Consider the following 20,976-nt stretch of genomic DNA (forward strand, 5'->3'; position numbering starts at 1 on the left):
GTCTTCTCACTTGAAATATAACATGAATTCACAAAAAGTCCGAATCCGTACAAACCGGGTTCGGACTTTTGTCTAACAACATGTGAGGTAACATGTGCTCTATATTATTTCTTGTCAGCTGCCGTTTCCTGAATAATAGCTACGACTACCTGGGATAACTTCACAATGTCTTCGGCACGAATACGTTCTTTGGTTGTATGAATATCCTCATACCCTACCGCCAAGTTCACTGTTGGAAGGTCGAATCCGTTAAAGATATTGGCATCACTGCCGCCACCGGAAGCAAACGTACTTGTCTCCAGCCCAATACTGCGGATGGCACGCTGTGCAAGTTGTACAACTTCGTGTTCATCATGGAAGCCAAATGCAGGGTAAAGGATCTCACTTCTGAATTCAGCTGTTGCACCGTATTTGCGACATGTCGTTTCCAACGCGTCACGCATCTGCGCAACCTGCAATTCAACTTTCTCCTGCACAATACTGCGAGCTTCCGCTTCAAGCTGTACAAAGTCACATACCACGTTGAGTGCTGATCCACCTTGGAATTTACCGATGTTCGCTGTCGTCTCATCATCAATTCTGCCCAGTGTCATCGCAGCAATAGCTTTTGCGGCAACCTGAATGGCGCTGATCCCGTCTTCCGGGTTCACGCCCGCATGTGCGGACTTACCATAGATGCTCATTTGAATTTCAGCTCTGGCTGGTGCAGCAACACAGATCGTGCCTACAGCTCCATTAGAATCCAGCGCATAACCGAACTCGGCATCGATATCCTTCGGATTCATTGCACGTGCGCCCACCAGGCCAGACTCTTCGCCGACCGTAATGACAAATTGAATTTTACCATGTGGAATCTTGTTTTCCTGGATCACACGAATCGCTTCAAACAATGCCGCAATCCCTGCTTTGTCATCTGCTCCCAGGATCGTTGTTCCATCACTGCGGATCCAGCCATCTTCACCCAGTTCAGGCTTGATTCCCTGTCCCGGCGTCACGGTGTCCATATGACATGTGAAAAAGATCGGTGCAACCCCTTCAGTTCCTTCAGCTTCCCAAGTAATGACGAGGTTTCCGGCGCCATGTCCGGTTTGCTCCATGGTATCATCCTCATAGACATGAAGCCCGAGATCTGTAAACTGTTCTTTTAACACCTTGGAGATGTTCTGTTCATTTTTCGTTTCACTATCAATCTGCACCAGTTCCATGAACTGATCGATAACACGTTGTTGTTTAATCATAGGACTTTCCTCCCTCTCGTGGATACGGTACAATACAATTACTATGGCTTGTTTACTTTATGAGGTTGTTCAAAAAGTCCGCTTTTGATTACGAAGGATGCCTCGCGGCATCATCAGCATCGAATATGGAATTCAGCCGAAATAAGCGGGAGGCTTACGAAGTATGTTTCCTTTGGAAACATTGTGGTTGCTCACGTAGTTTTCCCTACGCTCCGCTACTCCATTTCTAGCTTCATCCCATCTTCTTGGTACTGAAAACCAGTCTTTTTGAACACACACTTTATGTTGAAAGGAGTTCTCTCATCAATGCAAAAAAAGAAATGGTTCAAAATCATCATCTATCTCATGCTGATCGCCATGATCGGGTCCACCCTTTTCATAGCTCTCGAACCGTTGCTGTTTGGATAGCAACCTAAAGCCTTTCGACGACCTGTTTACAGACGTTGAAGGGCTTCTTTTTCCGTGACCCAATTAATTTGATATTGAAAAATACGATTAAAGTACGGAACAATCTCCTGCGCTACTTGCTCCACCGCATAGGACTTGCCCGTTATATCCTCCAGTGAGGTAACGCCATACTGTTCAATCCCACAAGGAACAATCCCCTGAAAACCTGCATGTTGAATGCCTGAGCTGATGTTAAAAGCAAACCCGTGACTGGTCACAAAACCGCGGCGGTGTTTGCAACGATTAAACTTGATGCCGATTGCAGCAATCTTCATATCGCCAATCCACACACCCGTGTAACCCTCTTTGCGTCCAGCTTCAATGCCCTGGTCTGCGAGATAATCCATAAGCACCTGCTCAAGTTTCCGTAGATAGCCGTGCAGATCCAGGTCTTCATCCCGACCAAGAATCAATAACGGGTAACCTACCAACTGGCCCGGGCCATGATAAGTAATATCACCGCCACGGTCAATTTGAAACAAAGAAATCCCTTGCTCACGCAACTCTTCCGGACTGAGAAGCAGATGCTCCGGATGATTTTGTGAGCCGATCGTATACGTTGGTGGATGCTGTAAAAGCAACATCTGCTCCGCTCCCTCGCCCTCGTCCAATCGCTGCACAATCGCTTTCTGGCGGTTCCAAGCCTCTTCATAATCAAGCATTGGTATGTATGCAACATCCAGCGGCTTGCTCATGATTCCCCACACCCTTCTGCTTCAGGTTCAGTGTACAATTGAGCACCTGTCCGTAGACAGCAGGAAAAGTGCACGGCCTCCGGCACATACACTTTCCCGACAACTATTTACTTAATACACCTTGGTCTCCATGGTATATCCTTCAAGGTTTTCTTTGACACGTTGCAAGAAACGTCCGCTGATTACACCATCCAGGATTCGGTGATCCAACGACAGACACAGGTTAGCCATCGAACGAACGGCGATCATATCATTAATAACCACTGGTTTCTTGACAATCGACTCGAATGTAAGAATGGCTGCCTGCGGGTAGTTAATGATTGGCTGGGACAGGATCGAACCAAATGAACCGGTGTTGTTCACCGTGAACGTACCACCTTGCATATGGTCCAGCTTTAACGTACCTTCACGTGTTTTGCGAGCCAGTTCATCCACTTCACGGGCCAGACCTGCGATATTACGCTGATCGGCATGTTTGATTACGGGTGTCAGTACAGAATCTTCGGTTCCTACCGCCATGGACAAGTTGATGTCCCGTTTGACGATAATTTTGTCCACTGCCCATACCGAGTTCATGATTGGGTAGTCTTTAATCGCGTTAACGACTCCCTTCATCATGAAGGACAGATATGTCAGATTGATGCCTTCCTTACGCTTGAATTCATCCTTGAGTTTATTGCGCAGCATCACAAGATTGGTTACATCCACTTCGATCATCGTCCATGCATGCGGGATTTCCGATACGCTTTGACGCATATTCCGGGCAATGGCATTACGCACAGGGGTAACATCGATGAAATACTCCGATCTTCCCTGGCCGCCACCTTCCACTTCGATCTGTGGAATTTTCGGACTTTCGGTTAGATGAATGCCTGAATGTCTCACAGGAACACCTGCATCAGACGCTGAGATCGCTTCTCCAGCGGTTAAACCCATTTCTCCATTTCCACGATTCACTCCGCTGAATGGAGAAGCAGACGGCACACCAGAAGGTGTATGCTGTGCTACAGGAGATGATGCTGGTGCAGACGATCCAGCAACGTTACCTCCCTGTGCAACAAATGTCAGCACATCTTTGCGGGTAATACGACCACCGGCACCGGTGCCTTGGATGCTTTGCAAGTTCAAGCCATGCTCTGCTGCCAAGGATTGCACTGCCGGGGAATACCGATTACGCATCGGCTGGTTCGGATCATGTCCTGCTGTATTTGACGCGGCAAGAGGAGTGGGGCTCGCATGTTGCTGCACTTGCTCCTGTTGCTGCGATACTTGTGTTACTTGCTCAGCCGCTTCTTCGTCAGAAGCTGCGACCTGCATGCGGCAGATTGCTTCACCAACAGCAATCGTTGTGCCCTCTTCCACCAAAAGGTCACCCATTATTCCATCCACAGTGGATGGAATCTCGGCATTAACTTTATCAGTGATTACTTCACAGATCGGCTCGTACTGTTCCACACGGTCGCCCGGTTTTTTCAACCATTTGCCTATGGTAGCCGAGACCAGCGATTCCGCCAATTGCGGCATAATGACCTCGATCCATTTCATACGTTCAGCCATTTGATTATCACTCCAAACTTTACTTTTAAACGATCCAAAAAACGAAATTAAAACTCGGCAAGTGTACGCATTGCTGCTTTGGCTTTGTCTTTGCTCAGCATGTAGAATTTCTCCAATGTTGGGCTAATTGGCATGGCCGGCACATCAGGTCCGCAGAGACGCTGAATCGGTGCATCCAGTTCAAATAGACATTCCTCACTAATAATCGCGGCAACTTCGGCACCTACACCACCCGTTTTGTTATCTTCGTGTACGATCAGCACTTTGCCTGTCAGACGAGCGGAAGCTATAATCGCTTCACGATCCAACGGCTGCAATGTGCGCAGATCGAGAACGTGTGCTGTAATGCCTTCTTCACGCTCCAGCTCCTCAGCAGCCTGCATGACAAAATGCAGCGGCTGACTGTAACCGATCACCGTAATATCCGCACCCTCACGAAGTACGTTGGCTTTACCAATCGGAACGATGTAATCATCTTCAGGCACATCTTCCTTGATAAGTTTGTAGCATTTTTTATTTTCAAAAAAGAGTACCGGGTCCGGGTCGCGAATAGCGGCCTTGAGCAGTCCCTTAGCATCGTATGCCGAGTAGGGAGCTATAATTTTCAGACCAGGTGTACCAAAGAAAATCGATTCCGGACATTGGGAGTGATACAACCCACCGAAGATCCCACCACCAATCGGTGCGCGGATAACAATCGGACAGCTCCAGTCATTGTTGGAACGATAGCGGATCTTCGCCGCTTCACTAATGATCTGGTTGGTTGCCGGCAACATGAAGTCCGAATATTGCATCTCGGCAATCGGCTTCATGCCATACATCGCTGCACCAATGGCAACACCTGCAATAGCGGATTCAGACAAAGGTGTGTCCATCACTCTCATTTCGCCAAACTGATCTTGCAGCCCTTTAGTTGTGGTAAACACACCACCTTTGAGACCTACGTCTTCACCAAGGATAAACACATTTTCATCCCGTTCCATCTCTTCTTTCATCGCGAGACGGATTGCATCAATATATTCCATCACTGCCATTCTTACCGTCCCCCTTCTTCGCTGTCCGCATAAACGTGCGTCAGAGTGTCCTCAGGTTTAGGATATGGCGCGTTGTCTGCATATTCAGTTGCTTCTTTCATTTCCATCGCAAGCTGGGAAGCCAGATCTGCATCACGGGCTTCGTCCCAGATGCCACAATCGATCAAGTAGTTCTTCATGCGAGGAACGCCATCTTTCTTCCAGTTCTCCTCAACTTCCTCTTTGGTCCGGTAAGCCAGATCATTATCGGAGGTGGAATGAGGTGACAACCGATACATCATCGCTTCAATCAATGTCGGGCCTTCTCCGGCTATGGCACGGCGACGCGCTTCCTTCACTGCAGCATATACTTCTAATGCATCGTTACCATCTACACGCAGTCCGGGGAACCCATATCCTTGTGCTCGATCGGATATTTTGCCGCTCAACTGTTTGTGAATCGGTACCGAAATTGCATATTGATTGTTCTCACACATAATAATGACAGGTAATTTATGCACACCTGCAAAGTTGGCTCCCTCATGGAAGTCACCCTGATTGCTTGATCCTTCGCCAAACGTAACAAAAGAAACAAATTCTTGCTTCTTCATTTTGGCAGCCAGCGCAAATCCAACAGCGTGCGGAACCTGTGTTGTAACCGGGCTGGAACCCGTCACAATCCGTAGCTTTTTGTGACCGAAGTGACCCGGCATTTGCCTACCGCCACTATTCGGATCTTCCGCCTTCGCAAAAGCAGACAACATCAACTCACGCGGAGTCATGCCTACCGCCAGTACAAAACCGTAATCGCGGTAATAAGGTAAATAATAATCGTGATCCCGATCCAAACCAAAAGCAGCGCCTACTTGCGCAGCTTCCTGTCCTACACCGGATACGTGAAAGTTAATTTTGCCAGCCCGTTGCAAGAGCAAGCAACGCTCGTCAAACTTGCGCGCGAGCAGCATGTATTTGTACATATCCAATACTTCACCATCGCTAAGTCCCAGCTGTTGATGCCGGTGGACCGCGTCTGCAGTACCTTGTGAACTCATATGAGGTACCTCCTTTTAATCAGAGCCTGTGCCACTCTTACTACCCGATCTTATAACCTGGTACTAAGACTTGGCTTAACCTTATTATAATCCCTTTTACCCAAAAAAGGAAAGGACCTTTCTCATAAGCTTGTTTGGCTTACATTCCAATGGCCTTTCCATCGACCGCCAACATGGCTTCACCCATAATTTCCGACAGAGAAGGGTGCGGATGAATGGTTTGTCCGACTTCCCAAGGTGTGGCATCCAGCATCTGAGCCAGAGAAGCCTCTGCGATCAATTCCGTCACATGGGTGCCAATCATATGTACCCCCAATATATCATTCGTCTTGGCATCTGCGATCACCTTCACGAATCCATCCCGACTTCCGTGAATAAGCGATTTGCCAATGGCCGAAAATGGGAACTTGCCTGTTTTAATGTCATAGCCACGTTCTTTGGCTTCACGCTCGGTGAATCCGATGCTTGCTGCTTCCGGACGTGTGTACACACAGCGCGGGATACGGTGGGATTCTACGGCATGTACCGTTTCGCCCGCCAGATGATCGACAGCGAGAATGCCTTCATGACTTGCGGCATGTGCAAGCTGCAAACCGCCGATGCAGTCACCAATGGCGTAGATGTGACCTTCACCGGTCTGTAACTGTTTGTTCACAGCGATGAACCCACGCTCCAGTTTGATATCTGTATTTTCAAGTCCGATATTTTCGACATTAGCTTGACGTCCAACCGACACGAGCATTTTCTCCGCTCTCAGCGTTTCCTGTTTATCGTCACCAAGCTGCACATCAATCTGGATGCCCTCTTGATCTGTGTTATATGTTTCCGTTAGAACGGTGGCACCTGTCAGGAAACGAACACCTCGTTTGCCGAGCAATCGCTGCATTTCTCTGGCAACATCCTCATCCTCGGCAGGCAACACGTGAGCAGCTGCTTCTACTACTGTGATGTCTACGCCAAAGTCATTCAGCATGGATGCCCACTCCAATCCAATCACACCCCCACCTACAATGATGAGTGATGCAGGAAGTTCATCCATACGCAGTGCTTCGTCGCTGCTCATTATGAATTTGCCGTCCGGTTCCAGGCCCGGCAACACACGTGGACGCGAACCAGTAGCAATGATGAGATTGGTTGGAACTACCGTATCCATCTCTCCATCTTCAAACTCCACAGCGACTGCTCCGCTCTGCGGTGAGAAGATGGATGGTCCGATGACGCGACCTTTCGCGTGTACAACCTGGATTTTATTTTTTTTCATCAAATATTGAACGCCCTGATGGAGCTGTTCGACAATTGCATCCTTGCGCGCCTGTACTTTGGGAAATACAAGTGTAGCTCCAGCTGTCTCGATACCATACGTCTCGCTCTCCTGGATTTCGGCGTATACTTCCGCACTTTTCAGCAAAGCCTTACTCGGAATACAGCCACGATGCAGACAGGTACCGCCAAGCTTGTCCTTCTCAATGATAACAACCTGTTTTCCCAGCTGTGCAGCCCGGATCGCGGCTACATATCCACCGGTTCCTCCTCCAAGAATTGCAACATCACATGTAATTGGCATCTCTCATGCTCTCCTCTATGAATCAAATTTCAATATAATTTATGATGGCTTAAATCATGGTTTAGCTTATACCCTCTATATGCCATTGTACTCTCCTTGAGCGGTCAACTCAAAGTTTGAACCAATCACACATGGACAGCCTATGCATTCCAAGCTATGATGGAATCAGGTATGATCTGTAAGCGTAACCTTTATTTAATGTCGACTTTGGCAGAAAGGGTATAATGCTCATGAATACAAGATTGGTCTTTGCGCGATTTTTGGCAATTGTTGTTCTGGTCATCCCCGGGTTAATGGCTATGAAGGGTTTTCTGATGATGAAAGATGCCCTGTTCCTATATTATGCCGAGCACGGGAACGAACTGATTTCACCAGGATTCCAGTGGCTTTCCTTTGGCGGTGGACTTGTCCTTTTTGCCGCAGGTATGAGTTTTCTGGGAGGCTGGATCTTGTTCCGTGACCGCAAGCGTAATTATGTAGGTCCCCGTTTCCGGTCCAAAAGTGTACCCGAAAAAGCAGAGACGCCCGGAAGGACTCCATGAGTCCGGGCTTTTTGTGTGTTTATACAACACACCGCCTACTTTACATAGACAGGATGGATCATCATGGTATCATTTCTAATCACGTTACAACGATTGCTCAAAGGCATTTTCCATGCGTTCAAAGACCCTAAGTTTCTGGCTCTGTTCGCGTTAACGGCAGCAACGTTGCTATCAGGCACTTTATTTTACACTCGTGTTGAAGGTCTGCACTGGATCGATGCGTTATACTTCTGTGCGGTTACCCTGACTACGGTGGGACATCCTGAATTTGTGCCAACCACCGGATTCAGCAAAGCCTTTACCGTAATTTACATGTTTGCAGGCATTGGTCTCACCTTTGCCATGATTGCCAGAATTACAGCAGGTATTCTATTCCCTCGCAAATTAAAGACAGAAGAGGACCCGGAGTAATCTCCGGGTCATTCGTATAAGGCATCCCGCAGCTTGGTAGACATACGTGATTCTTTGGAAGATGACTTCAAGATCGTTCTACGCAAGGTAAGGTTACTTGCCTGCAGTCTCTCCGCTTCTGCGAACAGTTCTGCAAATAACGCCTGCGCCGCTTCATCTAGAGATCCCTGTTCTTTCAGGCTTTCATATCGCTCTTGAAGTGATGATAATGCTTCACTCATACTAAAACACCTCTTTTCACAACTCCTGTTAACTAGCTGCCGTAACCAATACCTTAACATTCCATATAGTAACACAAAGCTGCGCAGATTAGTTCTGGCTCTTTCCAAAGATTTTGTGGTACTCTGTAAAGGTCGCTTTTTTTGTTGAATCCCGTATGTGAGAGGAGTAGCAGCACCGTGCAAACAGGACGTATTACCGTAATTACTGGACCCATGTTCAGTGAAAAATCCGGTGAACTCATTCGCCGTTGTCAGAAATTAATACAATTTGGCCGTAAAAAGGTTGTGGCCTACAAACCAGCCGAGGATAATCGGTTTGCCCAGGACGAGATCGTAAGCCGAATTGGTTATCGACTCCCTGCCCATTCCATTCCCCGGCAATTAACCCCGGAATCCGTAGAAATGATCTTGAACCAAACCATAGATGCTGATGTTGTTGCATTTGATGAAGTACAATTTTTCAGCAGTGCCATTATGGAACTTGTCTCGGAGTTAGCGTATTGTGGCAAACATGTCATTGTGGACGGACTTAATATGGATTACCGTGGTAAGGAATTCGGATATGTCGGTGGTTTGCTTGCCATGGCAGACGACATTGAGAAACTCTCGGCTTTCTGTGCGGTATGTGGCAGCCCGGATGCAGCCTTTACGCAACGTATCGTCAATGGGGAGCCTGTTACCTTGGGTCCGGTTGTCATGATTGGCGATTCAGAAGCTTACGAGCCACGCTGTCGTTGCTGCTTCATTCCTCCTCACAAAGTTGAATGCTCATCATAATTTCCAAAAGATCGATCTTAGATATCTTCCAAAAAGGCCCCTTGGGGCTTTTTTTGTTATAGAGCAAACATTCGTACAAAAAAGCACCGCTTCGCAGCGATGCTTCCAGAGTCACTTCCCGCTAGTCCCGGGAAACAAAATATTTGTTGGTCATGTAGTAAGCGTCACCACGCGACGTTTCCACCATTCCTTTTTTGGCATCCAAAAATACAATCTCTTTACACTTTGTACAGTACCATTTTGTGCGCTTGTATGGGGATTCCGTCACATAAGCCGTGCCACATTTACAATCAATCTTCATTAATAACTCGGTTGATTTATAAGCACTGGACAAGCGTTCCAGGTTATCCTGTTGCTGTGTAGGCATAATGGTCTGCTGATAATCCGATAAATGATTTTGAACCTTGAAGTCTGCTACCAATCCTGCATTCAATCCAAAAAACTCCTTGCCGATTTCGGTCACGAAGCGCTTCTCATTTCTGTAGCAATCCAGCCACTCAATAATCTGCTTATTAGACAGTGGAACCGTACCCTTGATACCGCTGTTTAAGGTGTAGGTCATGATGTATAAAGTATCGTCTTGTCTACCTGAGTACATTAGAATCCTCCTTCGAATACATTTGCTAATGTACTACAAAAACGCGCATAAATCAAAAAATTCTTATTTCCTGAGCGCATCTCTTCTTATTAAATGGGAAACATTCCACGTTCATCCGCTAAAGACTTACAAGAACTGCATACACCTGAAACATTTCCCTGTGGCGCGGCATAATGCACGACCGATTTAACGTTTTTCTTGCATATGGAACAGTAGTGCCTCCTTTCCTTTTTTGGGATATAATCCGATAGCTTAACCACGTTTTTGTTCGGTCGGAATCGTTGTAAGAAACCCGGCCATTTCATCTCGCTTCACTCTTTCTTGTTCGTCTACTTCGTAGTCATTTTTGTGCTCTGGGCTAATAATCATCTCGTCTTTTTTTATGTATACGATTCCAAGTTGTGCGTGCCTATCTCATAATCTATTCGACGTTTTGAGCGTTTTTCCTGTTTTAATCTCTACACATATAAAAAAAACCGACAGAACCTGCTCTCCTTTTTTTCGGAAGAACAGTATTTTAGTCGGTTCCAGCCTTATTTATAAAAAGTTCCCAGAACGTCCAGCTCTGATGAACGCTCAATTCGAAATGGATAGATATAACCCTGATTCATTCGGGTAAATTTGCGGCTCCACAGATCCAGTCCCGATGTGAACTGATAGGCCTGATATATAAACTTGGAGCAGTAATTGCGCTCAATACTGCGCAGATTGGTCTGCAAACGGTAGAATTTTACCTGCTTGTAATGGTCGTGTACCCACCCGGCTGCTTTCATTCCTGCCTCATTCAGTCTGGAACGGAATACAATGAAACGATCTCCTTCATAAAAACGCGTGAGATACCACTCTAATGAATCAGCAAATACAGGCCCATAAGGGTGCACATGATACACCTTGCCGTCGAGGCCAATAATGCCCATATGCCCGGCGTAATACGTCGATTCTGAGCTTGGCGTGTACACAATATCCCCTGGCTCTAGCTTCATCTCGCCCAACACGTTAATAGGTAAGTCCTGATGCAGCCGTTTGGCTGCTGAACGTTCACGCCGCCCTTCAACCAACAAGCGATGAAGCGCACCAGCAAGTGCGAGATACATTTCAGACCATTTGATCTTTTTTTTATCAGATCGTTTGAACCACCGCTGGATGAAGGTGAAACCTCGTTGTGGCTGTGATCCCTTTTTCATACGCTGCACTCCACTCTGACCTAGTTATTGTATCTATATAAGTTGAATTAAAGTTTATTTACACTGACACTACGATGACAGAACAATCTTCCAATCGCTGTTATCCCCAGATTTTTTCGATTCCCTTTTTCTTAAGGGAAAATCCGGTGATAAAGGCGACCGCTTCGCTTTTTCAGATTTTTTCTGTCCTCTCCGTTATCGTGTAAATGATTATTTCAACTTATATAGTGTCATTCTACAGTTTCTCAGCCTTATTATAGACATTTGGTGGTTCATGTTCAATTCTAAGCGTGTTCTATCTTGTGCCATTATGCCTTCTTATTACCCATTTTATGCAAAAAAGATGACTTCGGAATGAACCGAGGCCACTGAAAAAGTCCAACATCTATAAACAGATATCCCTCCTCATTTTTTTGAGGAGGGATATTTGTTTTCCTGTATAATTAAATGATTAATTTCAGGTGGTGTCTCGGATGATTTCAAACCAACAATCTCTTAAGCTTAGTGCATTTATGGACATATACGATATCGTCGTACCTAAAGATAATATGCTTCGTCAAATCAATGATCTCGTAGATTTTTCATTTGTTCAGGTAGAATTGCAGCATAGATACTGCCTCGACAATGGTCGCAATGCAGTGCCTCCCATTCGAATGTTCAAATACCTATTGTTGAAATCCATTTTCGATGTATCCGATGCGGATGTTGTGGAACGTTCTAAATATGACATGTCCTTTAAGTACTTTTTAGATATGGCGCCTGAAGATGAAGTCATTAATCCTAGTTCACTAACGAAGTTTCGCAAGCTTCGCCTGAAAGATGTGAACCTCCTCGACATACTTATTCAAAAGACCATGGAGATCGCGTTGGAAAAAGAAATTATCAAAAGCAGTGCAATTATTGTGGATGCCACCCATACGAAAGCGCGATTTAATCAGCTATCACCCAAAGAAATATTAGTGCAAAAGTCTAAGTTGTTGAGAAAATCCGTTTACAAGATCGATGAAAAAATGAAGGATAAATTCCCACCGAAAACAACGACGAACGAATTATCTGATGAACTGGACTATTGCCAAAAAGTTGTAGATGCAGTAGAAAAAGAAGAATCTCTCCGTGAATACCCAAAGGTGAAAGAAAAGCTGAACTACTTAAAAGAAATCATAGCTGATCACCATGAGCACTTTCAACTCAGCAATGATCCAGATGCACGAATAGGTCACAAAACGGCAGACTCCTCGTTCTTCGGTTACAAAACACATTTTGCTATGAATGGAGAACGAATTATTACAGCTGCGGTAATTACGACTGGTGAGAAAAGTGATGGAAAACAACTCCAAACTCTCATTGAAAAAAGTCGTGACACAGGTATGAAGATCGATACCGTCATTGGAGATACTGCCTATTCTGAAAAAGATAATATTCAATATGCCAATCACAACGAACTACAATTAATATCAAAATTAAACCCTAATATCACACAAGGAACTCGTAAAAAAGAAGATGAATTTGAGTTTAATAAAGATGCATGTATGTACGTTTGTAAAGCTGGACATATGGCGATTCAAAGAGCGCGCACAGGTAAGAAAGGTATGAATAATAACCAAAAGAATACCTACATGTTTGACATTGAAAAATGCAAAGTATGCCCAATGAAAGACGGGTGCTATAAAGAAGGTGCGAAAAGTAAAACCTATTCTGTAACCATCAAATCGACCGAACATAAGGAACATGAGGCATTTCAAAGTAGCGATAGTTTCAAAGAAAAATCGAAAGAACGTTATAAAATTGAAGCGAAAAATAGCGAACTCAAGCACAGACACGGGTATGATGTTGCATCGTCCTCGGGTCTTGTTGGCATGCAAATGCAAGGTGCCATGGCCATATTTACTGTTAATCTCAAGCGAATCATTACACTCATGGAAGACTCAAAGTAAAAGGATAGAGAAAAAGGCTATATTCCGTTCCAATGTGAACGAAATATAGCCTTTTTGATTTAAAATGAATCTTAACAAATTAAAATCGTAAGTTTTTCAGTGGCCTCGAATGAACCCGAAGTCATCTTAATATAACCGATCGCAGACCTTTATTCTTCTACAACGCCAAGGGCTTTATTTTTCTCTTTAAAGCGACTGTTATGGGAAGAAACATAAGCCACTTTTTCCGCTTCAGGGTCCATGTATAGCTTCGCACTGTTTACCGCTAGGGCTGCATCTGTGAAAGTACCCGCAATCAGGTACAGTTTGCTACCATAATCTACAAAATCGCCTGCGCCAAACACGCCGGGAATATTGGTTTGCAATCTCTCTGTTGTAGTGACATGCCATTCGCCAAGATCAAGTCCCCAATCCCGGATTGGACCAAAGTCACTCTTCATGCCATGGTTTACAATGACAGCATCGACTTCAAGCAGTTCAGTTTCACCTGTATCCACGTGTGAGATGGTCACCTGTTCAATCACATCACCACTCATACTATGCAGTGTCTCTACCGCATATGGTGTACGGACATCTACAGAGGATTCTCTCATACGCAGTACATTACGCTCCAACCCGCCAAAGCGGTCACGACGATGCACAACCGTAACTTGCTCTGCCAGGGCTTCCAGTTCATTCGCCCAGTCCACAGCAGAGTCGCCTCCACCCGAGATCAACACACGTTTACCACGGAATGGCTCCAGTTCTTGCACAGTATAGTGGAGATTGCTAACCTCGTAACGGTCTGCACCTTCAAGCTCCAGCTTGGCCATTTTATATATACCATATCCGATTGCCAAAATGACGGTACGTGTCCAGTGTTGCTCACCTGTTGCAGAAGTTAACAGAATTGTGCCATCAGGTTGACGCTCGAATCCTTCGATCTGTTGTTCAAATACGAGGGTTGGCTCAAAAGTTCTCGCCTGTTCTTCCAATTGTTTGATCAGATCTTCACATAGAATTGGCGTCACACCCCCGACATCCCAGATCATTTTCTCCGGATAAAAGAGCATGCGACCTCCCAATCTGTCACGTGCCTCAATCAACTTGGTCTTCATATCTCGCATGCCGCTATAAAAGGCAGAGTACATGCCCGCAGGGCCACCGCCGATAATGGTTACATCATAAAGTTCCAACTGCTGATTCATATTAAAAATACCTCCGTTAATTCGATCCAGAACATCGAGTATTTGATATCGATTCTCATTATCACTTAAATCCTAGTGTAATGGTAATCTTATCAAAATACAATGGCTAAAAAACAAACATTTCTTGTACAAAAATTCTACGAACACATCTGCTCTTTACTATTGCGCTCTTGGAGCCGCCAACAACTTTCCAACAACAAAATCAAGTTGTTTATTAATTGAATAGATATCCGAATAGTAGAAGAAATCAAAATCAATCTCAATTAGGCGACCTTCTTTAACAGCCGGGATGCTACTCCATATTGGATCATCCGTAAGGTTATCTGCCCCTTCATACACCGAACGAAACACGTAGTCCCCGATATACTCAGGCAGTACTTCCATGGATAAATTGGAGCCTCCCGCTTCCGAAACTACATCAATTTTCTTTTGTACCACTTCAGGTGCTTTCATCCCCAAGTATTCATATAATGCCTGAGATCCTCGGCCATATTGCTTGCTCTCTACAACGACCATACCTTTCAAACCGCCCTCCACAATGGAAATCGTTTTGTCTAATATGCCTGCGTCTGCTAGTGTTTGCTTACTCTCTTCGACTTTGCTATTGAGATTATTGATTAATGTCTCAGCTTCCTGTTCTTTTCCAAAAATACTCGCTATACTCTGGAGTCTTTCTTCTGTTGTCATTTTCTCGTATGGAATATATACCGTAGGTGCGATATCTTTTAACAACGTATACGTCTCTTCTGAAGGAACAATGATCAGATCCGGATCAAGATCAATGACAGCTTCAGGATTCGGTTCGAACCAGGTGCCTAGTGAATTTACACCTTCAAGCTCACTCTTGTAGGCAGCCCCGTTGAATACTTCAGATGTAGCAATTGGCTTAATTCCAAGCGCAACGACGTCTCCCTGGAGATATAGTACAACAACCCTTTTCGGATTCGCTGGAACAACTACGTCGCCCTTAACCGTTGAGACCGTGCGTGTTTCATTGTCTTTGTTTGTCTGGCTTCCTGTGTCTGATGATACTGCCGTACTGCTGTTATTGGAACTGGCACCCGTTCCTTCGCCAGCTGCTGGTGTTGTTGCTGTACCCGAAGAGCAGGCTGCGAGGAGCATCGTTATGCTCAATAATGCAACCATAATCATACTGGAACTTGTTTTTCTTCTTTTCATTGGTGTAGACCCTCCGTCTATATATTGATAATGATTCTCATAATCAATATATCCCGACTTCCATCTTCGGCCAATGGACGATTCAGAGATTACCAATGGACGATCCTCTGTTCTCGCTTCTTCTCTCATCTTTCGTTGATACTGTATCGGAGAGATCCCCACATGTTTTTTGAAGATACGACTAAAATAATACACATCCGAATAACCTACTTCTGCTGCAATTTCACTCAGCGTTGCATCAGATCGCAAAAGCAGATTGCGAGCCTTAGCGATTCGGGTCTGAATTAAATAATCAATGGGACTGTGACCCGTCTGTCGTTTGAATTGCATGGATAAATGACGGGAGCTGTAGTTAAACTGTTCAGCCAGGAAATCAAGCGTGACCTGTTCCCTATAATGATTCTGTATATAACGAAGTGTTTGTTTCACCGGGTCAGCAAGCTCTGTTTTGATCTCCTGCTCTGCCAATTGAACCATCATTTCATGAATGAACTGGTAAAATAAACTTTTTGTATGAAGCAGATCCAGACTGCCAGATTGACTCCATGCACCCTCAAGCTCATCAAGGTAACGTAATAACCCCAGCGGACTACTCGGTGCAAATCCATATTGCAAAGAGAACGGTGCAACTTCCGGCTGTGCCAATAACCACTTTTTACGATAACTAGGAAAGGCAAGAAATGCTCTGTAATAGAGCAGAATATATTCAAAATCTTCGTTGGTTTGGATATCCAGTGAAGATCCTTTGGCCCCATGAAGCATGTAGAACCGCTCTGCCTTGTATGTTTGTCCATCCAACTGAAGCACAGCAGATCCTCGAATCGTATATATAAAACCATTTGCCGGAAGTGTGTAGGAACTCAGTTGTGCCCCTGCCTCCATAACGATTCGGCGTATATCCAGAACCTTAACAGCGGCATGATTCCAGCATTTCATCTGTTCGTCTAATTGCATCGAATACTCTCCAATCCCAACCTCACCCGGAACAAAGGCCTTACAAGGTCATCATTCTGCCACACATCCGATAACATATGCCTAGCAGTGGTTCACTAATATACCTTCATTATAAATGATAATAATTTTCATTATCAACTGTAATTTAGAGTGGAATTGGATTTCATCTCATCAATCACTTGTTAGACTTAATTTGGTTCAGAGATCTTCGTAAACCACGCGGCCAATTCCTCTGTTTGATCCAATGTTGCAATCGGGTCAAAGTACCATGAACGATCCGGGCTCCAGATAAACACACGATCATTTTTAACCGCATCTAGTGAACTCCAGACCGGTTTCGATTTCAACTCTTCCAGGGTCAGATTATCTGCTGTTAGAATGATGTAGTCTCCGGCAAATTCAGGAATCGCTTCCGATGAAACTTCAACCAGTTGATCCTTCATTAAGATCTCTTTTTTATCTGCAGGAGGATTCAAACCAAGCGCGCTGTAGACTGCCTGACCTCCCCGACCAAAATTATCACCAAAGGCCAACGGTGCTTTATCATAGAACTGCATGACCGACACCTCGGCCTGCGGATCAATTGCCTCACCAACACGTTTCTTAGCATCTGCAATTCTTGCGTCATAATCGGCTAACCATGCCTCAGATTCTTTTTCTTTATTTAGCACTTCACCGAAATAGGCAATTTCTTCGTGGGTGTTTTTCAATTCACCATAAGGTACAACCAAGGTAGGTGCAATCTTGCTAAAGGAATCAAATAAATCAGGATTACCTGTCACTATGAGATCCGGTTCAAGTTCCAACACCTTTTCGAGAGAAATGGTTTCATATTCACCAATATTCTGCACACCCTCAAGTGATTTGATAAAATAAGGATTCTTCAGGTTCATCTCGGGTGTACCCACAGGCTTGATCCCCAGGGCAATCAGACTTCCCAGATACAAGTCAACCACAATCCGTTTAGGTTCAGCAGGGATTGTAATGTCTCCCTTAACCGTTGAGACTGTGCGGGGTTCCGATGATTTGCTTTGATTCTCCGCTGTTACTGTCTTCGTGGAACTTGACGTACTATTGCTTCTGGATGCATCCCCGCTTGAATTACTGGCAACACCTGTTGAGCAGGCACTTAGCAGTAACGTAAGACTTAGTAAAATGCTAAGCAGCATTCCCGTTCTTGTCTGTCTGTTCATATTTAATGACCCTCCGTGTTTATATTGATAATGATTATCACCATCAGTATAAACATACCTTCCACTTCCACCTCTGAAAATGTCATTTCGCGCCACACCTGATGTCAGATCAGGCCAATATAGGGGTGCTGAGGTCTTTTCTTTAAATTGCAAAGGAGAAAGACCTGTATTTTTCTTGAACATACGCCCCAAATAATATCCATCCGGATAACCGATTCCTACAGCGATCTCATCCAACGTGGCGTCCGTTTGCAGCAACATCTCTTTGGCTTTGAACAAACGAAACTGAATCAGATAATCGATGGGACTGGTTCCAGTCGACTGCTTGAACTTGCGTGACAAACTTCTTGGGCTGGTGCCAATCATTTCTGCCAAAACATGAAGTGTAAGTGGCTGGGTGTACGAAGACTCTACAATTTCAATGACTTTGCTGACCTGATCCAACATACTTGGATAGCGATTGGATACACGAGGAATCTGTGATGAGATCTGCTCCACAAATGCATAGAACAAACTCTTGGCCTGAAAGTGCTGAATAGGGTTCTTTTGATCCCACAAAAAGTGCATCTTTTTCCATTGCTCATATAGAATGGTTGGCATATCGGGGGTAAAGCCATAGTTCATTTGGAACGGATTGATACGCTCCATTAACCTTCCCAGATCATTTCTCCCTCCACTAGGCAGGTTTGCTTTGTACATCAAGTAATATAGGCGCAATCCGGATTCGCCTGCTTGAATCACCAACTTACTCCCTTTTCCCCCATGGAAAATATAAAAGCGACTCACTTCATATGTTTGATTGTCAATCGTCACTCCAGCATCACCCTGAATGGTGAGTACAAAGGTACTTGTCGGAAATTTGTATTTCATCTCTTCATATGCCTCTAATTCCATGTAACGGATATCTGTTATACTCACCGCAGCATAGTTCCAGAGGATATAATAATCATTCCACATTTTACTAACCCATCTCCGTCTACATAAATTGTGTCTGTACTCTACTCACTTATTGATAACCATTATCAATTATTATGATGAAGTACGCAATACAACCGACGTAAATGAATGCACACAGACAAAAAAAGCTATTCAAATCCTTCTCTTAACATCCGATATATGTAAATAGAACCATGATAAAGAGAGAAGGAGAACAGAGGATATGAATTCAATCTCATCTGCAACCAAAAGCAGTTTCACTCCCGGGAATCAAGTCTCCAATCGGGATAAAGAAATTCAGGGACTCATGCAGCAGAAGATCCGGCTCAATGAAGAAATGCAAGGTGTAAAAACCAATGACGAGTTGGATAACAAAACCAAAGCTCAGCGAATTAAATCCCTAACAAGCTCCATTTCCCAGATCGACAACCAGATTGCCCAAATTAAAGCTGAAGAATTGCAAGAAAAGAACAAATTAAGACAGCCTGAAAAGACTCAACAGCAACAACCCAAACCAACCGACGAGACACAAGCCCCTTCAATGGATCATCTAATTAAACATAGTCAGACTTATGATCAATTGGGTAAGCTGGTCGGTTTGCGTGATCGCATGCAGAGCTCCATTCAGACCACCGAAGGAGAAACCCGCTTTGACCGACTTGTTCTCGAGATCAATCCTCCCGCAAATGATCTTGATCTAGGCAAATCAATGATGTTGGAAAATTCAGAACGCACCGTCTTTCAGGCAAAGCGAGAGACCGTCCAGGACATCAACTCCCAGTTAAATAAGGTCAATCAGAAGATTGGGGAACTGGTGGAAGAGATCCATCAGCCCGTACCTAAAAAAGGAGTACAACCACCTATCTCTGCAACATCTGGAGAAGAAGAACAGGAAGTAAATGAAGGAAAGAAAACGGGAAGTAAGGAGCACCCATCAGATGGCGGAACCACAGATCAGGAATCAGGAAATGGTCCGCAAACTACGGCTTCTACATCTCCTGCTGCTTCATATCCATCCGTTGATATTCGAATCTGATACGCATTGATCAAACATACTTATATGTATACATACTGAGCTTAAAGATTAAAATCGCTCGTTTGCTACACAACCTTTGACTCGCATCCAATGATAGAACCGCTATTACAGGTGACTAACTCCTGATAAGTAGCGGTTTTTCTGTATTTTAACGTTATGGGTATAGAGGCGAAGCCTCAGCTTCCGAAGAAGCTTTCTTACAGAAAGCTTTTAGACCCACATCTTCAAGTTCTCTCTGTCCTCTACGTTCTCGAAATTTTATGTCTAGCACGGAGTAGTGGCGGTATCATTTGCACAGATGATACTTCCAGCAATCGCTTTACAACCTTTTTTGATGCGTGTGGCCTCATCAATAATCTGATCTATGTTTTCATAGTTTCGCTTGCTATTGGTTACAACGGCGATGGATACCGACACCAGAGGAATGGGCCGATTTAGCCCGGAACGTCCTTCCCCCAGAACATATTGATGATGCCAATCATGTTCGTTGTAAAATGTCTTTTTCATTTCCTCAAAACCTGAGATGACTTCCTCACTAATATATTTGTAATCATGGTGATTCAGGATCGTAATAAAATCATCACCACCGATATGTCCAAGAAAAGCTTCAGGGAGAACAAATAGCTTGCGAAGCAAGTTAGCTGTCGCCTGAATAAGCTGATCCCCCATTTTGAAGCCGTAGCTATCATTGTAGGATTTGAATTGATCGAGATCAACGTACAGTACGCTAAATTGGTCCATCTGAAGAGCCTGAGACAGCCTTTCATCTATGATATGATTACCAGGAAGACCAGTCAGCGGGTTCATAAAAATCGCCATTTCAGCCCGTACATCAGCAACAGCGAGTAGCAAACGCCGAATACTCACAGCTCCAAAGAAACTTTCTCCTGACGTGACCAACACAAGATCATATATATCCCCTTCATCTCGATCCATGGCTAGAACACTGACATCTGTAATCTGTTCCGAATAATCCACGACCAGTGCCTGCGTATTCATCACCAGTTCTACAGGACGTCCCATATACAGATTATAGCCATACTGGGTGCCAATCTGCTGAAAGAATCGGGGCCGCATCATTAATGACACATCCTTCTCCCCCATAACAGCTATACCTTCCAGACTAGGATTGGACTTGAAAAGATGATAGACGATATCACATTTTGTATCAGATTGTACTACAGGAATTGGTTCAGCAATCTCGCCTATTTGCGTAAACATACTATTCTACTCCTCTGTTCGTAGCATCTTATCCGAA

The 20,976-nt window shown here is 44.6% G+C and carries 19 protein-coding genes; 6 read left to right on the plus strand and 13 right to left on the minus strand.

What is annotated here, in order from left to right:
• Nucleotides 1-104 precede the first annotated feature (104 nt).
• Nucleotides 105-1,238, minus strand: a complete 1,134-nt coding sequence (locus NSQ20_RS20805) for a M20/M25/M40 family metallo-hydrolase (protein ID WP_047843589.1) — start codon at nt 1,236-1,238, stop codon at nt 105-107.
• Nucleotides 1,239-1,544: 306 nt separating this feature from the next.
• On the opposite strand from NSQ20_RS20805, the gene prli42 reads away from it, so the two are divergent.
• Nucleotides 1,545-1,646, plus strand: a complete 102-nt coding sequence (prli42, locus tag NSQ20_RS20810; protein WP_017687624.1) for a stressosome-associated protein Prli42 — start codon at nt 1,545-1,547, stop codon at nt 1,644-1,646.
• 26 nt (nt 1,647-1,672) lie between these two features.
• On the opposite strand, the gene lipB is transcribed toward prli42, so the two are convergent.
• From lipB to lpdA, 5 genes are all read right to left on the minus strand, one after another.
• Complete coding sequence (gene lipB / locus NSQ20_RS20815; RefSeq protein WP_100527200.1) at nt 1,673-2,380, minus strand: lipoyl(octanoyl) transferase LipB; 708 nt, start codon at nt 2,378-2,380, stop codon at nt 1,673-1,675.
• Nucleotides 2,381-2,491: 111 nt separating this feature from the next.
• Complete coding sequence (locus NSQ20_RS20820) at nt 2,492-3,937, minus strand: dihydrolipoamide acetyltransferase family protein (RefSeq protein ID WP_340030805.1); 1,446 nt, start codon at nt 3,935-3,937, stop codon at nt 2,492-2,494.
• A gap of 47 nt (nt 3,938-3,984) precedes the next feature.
• A complete protein-coding gene (locus tag NSQ20_RS20825) occupies nt 3,985-4,971 on the minus strand; it encodes an alpha-ketoacid dehydrogenase subunit beta (protein ID WP_017687621.1) in 987 nt (328 codons plus the stop codon).
• 2 nt (nt 4,972-4,973) lie between these two features.
• Nucleotides 4,974-6,002 (minus strand): thiamine pyrophosphate-dependent dehydrogenase E1 component subunit alpha, encoded by a 1,029-nt coding sequence (locus tag NSQ20_RS20830; protein WP_036607878.1) that lies wholly within the window; start codon nt 6,000-6,002, stop codon nt 4,974-4,976.
• Nucleotides 6,003-6,141: 139 nt separating this feature from the next.
• Complete coding sequence (gene lpdA / locus NSQ20_RS20835; protein ID WP_338587718.1) at nt 6,142-7,566, minus strand: dihydrolipoyl dehydrogenase; 1,425 nt, start codon at nt 7,564-7,566, stop codon at nt 6,142-6,144.
• 230 nt (nt 7,567-7,796) lie between these two features.
• On the opposite strand from lpdA, the gene NSQ20_RS20840 reads away from it, so the two are divergent.
• Together NSQ20_RS20840 and NSQ20_RS20845 are read left to right on the plus strand one after the other, a co-directional pair.
• Nucleotides 7,797-8,108, plus strand: a complete 312-nt coding sequence (locus tag NSQ20_RS20840) for a DUF2627 domain-containing protein (RefSeq protein ID WP_036607881.1) — start codon at nt 7,797-7,799, stop codon at nt 8,106-8,108.
• 63 nt (nt 8,109-8,171) lie between these two features.
• Nucleotides 8,172-8,519: a potassium channel family protein gene (locus NSQ20_RS20845; protein WP_036607883.1), complete on the plus strand. Its 348-nt coding sequence runs from the start codon at nt 8,172-8,174 to the stop codon at nt 8,517-8,519.
• Between the two features lie 8 nt (nt 8,520-8,527).
• Here the strand turns inward: NSQ20_RS20845 and NSQ20_RS20850 are convergent, their stop codons facing one another.
• Nucleotides 8,528-8,740: a hypothetical protein gene (locus NSQ20_RS20850; RefSeq protein WP_076318970.1), complete on the minus strand. Its 213-nt coding sequence runs from the start codon at nt 8,738-8,740 to the stop codon at nt 8,528-8,530.
• Between the two features lie 177 nt (nt 8,741-8,917).
• Between NSQ20_RS20850 and NSQ20_RS20855 the strand changes: the two genes are divergently transcribed.
• Complete coding sequence (locus NSQ20_RS20855) at nt 8,918-9,517, plus strand: thymidine kinase (protein WP_017687615.1); 600 nt, start codon at nt 8,918-8,920, stop codon at nt 9,515-9,517.
• A 121-nt stretch (nt 9,518-9,638) separates the two neighbouring features.
• Here NSQ20_RS20855 and NSQ20_RS20860 read toward each other — a convergent pair whose 3' ends face one another.
• Both NSQ20_RS20860 and NSQ20_RS20865 read right to left on the minus strand, forming a co-directional pair.
• On the minus strand, nt 9,639-10,115 hold the full coding sequence (locus NSQ20_RS20860; RefSeq protein ID WP_017687614.1) for a hypothetical protein: 477 nt from the start codon (nt 10,113-10,115) through the stop codon (nt 9,639-9,641).
• A gap of 533 nt (nt 10,116-10,648) precedes the next feature.
• Nucleotides 10,649-11,299, minus strand: a complete 651-nt coding sequence (locus NSQ20_RS20865) for a hypothetical protein (protein WP_036672336.1) — start codon at nt 11,297-11,299, stop codon at nt 10,649-10,651.
• Between the two features lie 473 nt (nt 11,300-11,772).
• Here NSQ20_RS20865 and NSQ20_RS20870 point away from each other — a divergent pair, with 473 nt between their 5' ends.
• Nucleotides 11,773-13,233 (plus strand): IS1182 family transposase, encoded by a 1,461-nt coding sequence (locus NSQ20_RS20870; RefSeq protein ID WP_340030806.1) that lies wholly within the window; start codon nt 11,773-11,775, stop codon nt 13,231-13,233.
• A 149-nt stretch (nt 13,234-13,382) separates the two neighbouring features.
• On the opposite strand, the gene NSQ20_RS20875 is transcribed toward NSQ20_RS20870, so the two are convergent.
• The 3 genes from NSQ20_RS20875 to NSQ20_RS20885 form a co-directional block, all read right to left on the minus strand.
• Nucleotides 13,383-14,420, minus strand: a complete 1,038-nt coding sequence (locus NSQ20_RS20875; RefSeq protein ID WP_338706487.1) for an NAD(P)/FAD-dependent oxidoreductase — start codon at nt 14,418-14,420, stop codon at nt 13,383-13,385.
• Nucleotides 14,421-14,579: 159 nt separating this feature from the next.
• Nucleotides 14,580-16,553, minus strand: coding sequence for an AraC family transcriptional regulator (locus tag NSQ20_RS20880; RefSeq protein WP_338706488.1), 1,974 nt, complete (start codon nt 16,551-16,553; stop codon nt 14,580-14,582).
• 188 nt (nt 16,554-16,741) lie between these two features.
• Complete coding sequence (locus NSQ20_RS20885; RefSeq protein ID WP_340030807.1) at nt 16,742-18,703, minus strand: AraC family transcriptional regulator; 1,962 nt, start codon at nt 18,701-18,703, stop codon at nt 16,742-16,744.
• Between the two features lie 202 nt (nt 18,704-18,905).
• Here NSQ20_RS20885 and NSQ20_RS20890 point away from each other — a divergent pair, with 202 nt between their 5' ends.
• Entirely contained in the window at nt 18,906-19,718 is an 813-nt protein-coding gene (locus NSQ20_RS20890) for a hypothetical protein (RefSeq protein ID WP_340030809.1), read from the plus strand.
• 264 nt (nt 19,719-19,982) lie between these two features.
• Here the strand turns inward: NSQ20_RS20890 and NSQ20_RS20895 are convergent, their stop codons facing one another.
• Complete coding sequence (locus NSQ20_RS20895) at nt 19,983-20,939, minus strand: GGDEF domain-containing protein (RefSeq protein ID WP_340030810.1); 957 nt, start codon at nt 20,937-20,939, stop codon at nt 19,983-19,985.
• Nucleotides 20,940-20,976: the final 37 nt, after the last annotated feature.

Source organism: Paenibacillus sp. FSL K6-1122 (assembly GCF_037977015.1).
Lineage (GTDB): Bacteria > Bacillota > Bacilli > Paenibacillales > Paenibacillaceae > Paenibacillus > Paenibacillus amylolyticus.

What these genes read in the sequence shown, in the direction of transcription:
- NSQ20_RS20845 (WP_036607883.1), top strand. Translation starts at nt 8,172, where the DNA reads ATGGTATCATTTCTAATCACGTTACAACGATTGCTCAAAGGCATTTTC.
- NSQ20_RS20850 (WP_076318970.1), bottom strand. Translation starts at nt 8,740, where the DNA reads ATGAGTGAAGCATTATCATCACTTCAAGAGCGATATGAAAGCCTGAAA.
- NSQ20_RS20895 (WP_340030810.1), bottom strand. Translation starts at nt 20,939, where the DNA reads ATGTTTACGCAAATAGGCGAGATTGCTGAACCAATTCCTGTAGTACAA.
- NSQ20_RS20805 (WP_047843589.1), bottom strand. Translation starts at nt 1,238, where the DNA reads ATGATTAAACAACAACGTGTTATCGATCAGTTCATGGAACTGGTGCAG.
- NSQ20_RS20875 (WP_338706487.1), bottom strand. Translation starts at nt 14,420, where the DNA reads ATGAATCAGCAGTTGGAACTTTATGATGTAACCATTATCGGCGGTGGC.
- NSQ20_RS20865 (WP_036672336.1), bottom strand. Translation starts at nt 11,299, where the DNA reads ATGAAAAAGGGATCACAGCCACAACGAGGTTTCACCTTCATCCAGCGG.
- prli42 (WP_017687624.1), top strand. Translation starts at nt 1,545, where the DNA reads ATGCAAAAAAAGAAATGGTTCAAAATCATCATCTATCTCATGCTGATC.
- NSQ20_RS20885 (WP_340030807.1), bottom strand. Translation starts at nt 18,703, where the DNA reads ATGTGGAATGATTATTATATCCTCTGGAACTATGCTGCGGTGAGTATA.
- NSQ20_RS20825 (WP_017687621.1), bottom strand. Translation starts at nt 4,971, where the DNA reads ATGGCAGTGATGGAATATATTGATGCAATCCGTCTCGCGATGAAAGAA.
- NSQ20_RS20830 (WP_036607878.1), bottom strand. Translation starts at nt 6,002, where the DNA reads ATGAGTTCACAAGGTACTGCAGACGCGGTCCACCGGCATCAACAGCTG.
- lpdA (WP_338587718.1), bottom strand. Translation starts at nt 7,566, where the DNA reads ATGCCAATTACATGTGATGTTGCAATTCTTGGAGGAGGAACCGGTGGA.
- NSQ20_RS20880 (WP_338706488.1), bottom strand. Translation starts at nt 16,553, where the DNA reads ATGCAATTAGACGAACAGATGAAATGCTGGAATCATGCCGCTGTTAAG.
- NSQ20_RS20860 (WP_017687614.1), bottom strand. Translation starts at nt 10,115, where the DNA reads ATGTACTCAGGTAGACAAGACGATACTTTATACATCATGACCTACACC.
- NSQ20_RS20890 (WP_340030809.1), top strand. Translation starts at nt 18,906, where the DNA reads ATGAATTCAATCTCATCTGCAACCAAAAGCAGTTTCACTCCCGGGAAT.
- lipB (WP_100527200.1), bottom strand. Translation starts at nt 2,380, where the DNA reads ATGAGCAAGCCGCTGGATGTTGCATACATACCAATGCTTGATTATGAA.
- NSQ20_RS20820 (WP_340030805.1), bottom strand. Translation starts at nt 3,937, where the DNA reads ATGGCTGAACGTATGAAATGGATCGAGGTCATTATGCCGCAATTGGCG.
- NSQ20_RS20840 (WP_036607881.1), top strand. Translation starts at nt 7,797, where the DNA reads ATGAATACAAGATTGGTCTTTGCGCGATTTTTGGCAATTGTTGTTCTG.
- NSQ20_RS20870 (WP_340030806.1), top strand. Translation starts at nt 11,773, where the DNA reads ATGATTTCAAACCAACAATCTCTTAAGCTTAGTGCATTTATGGACATA.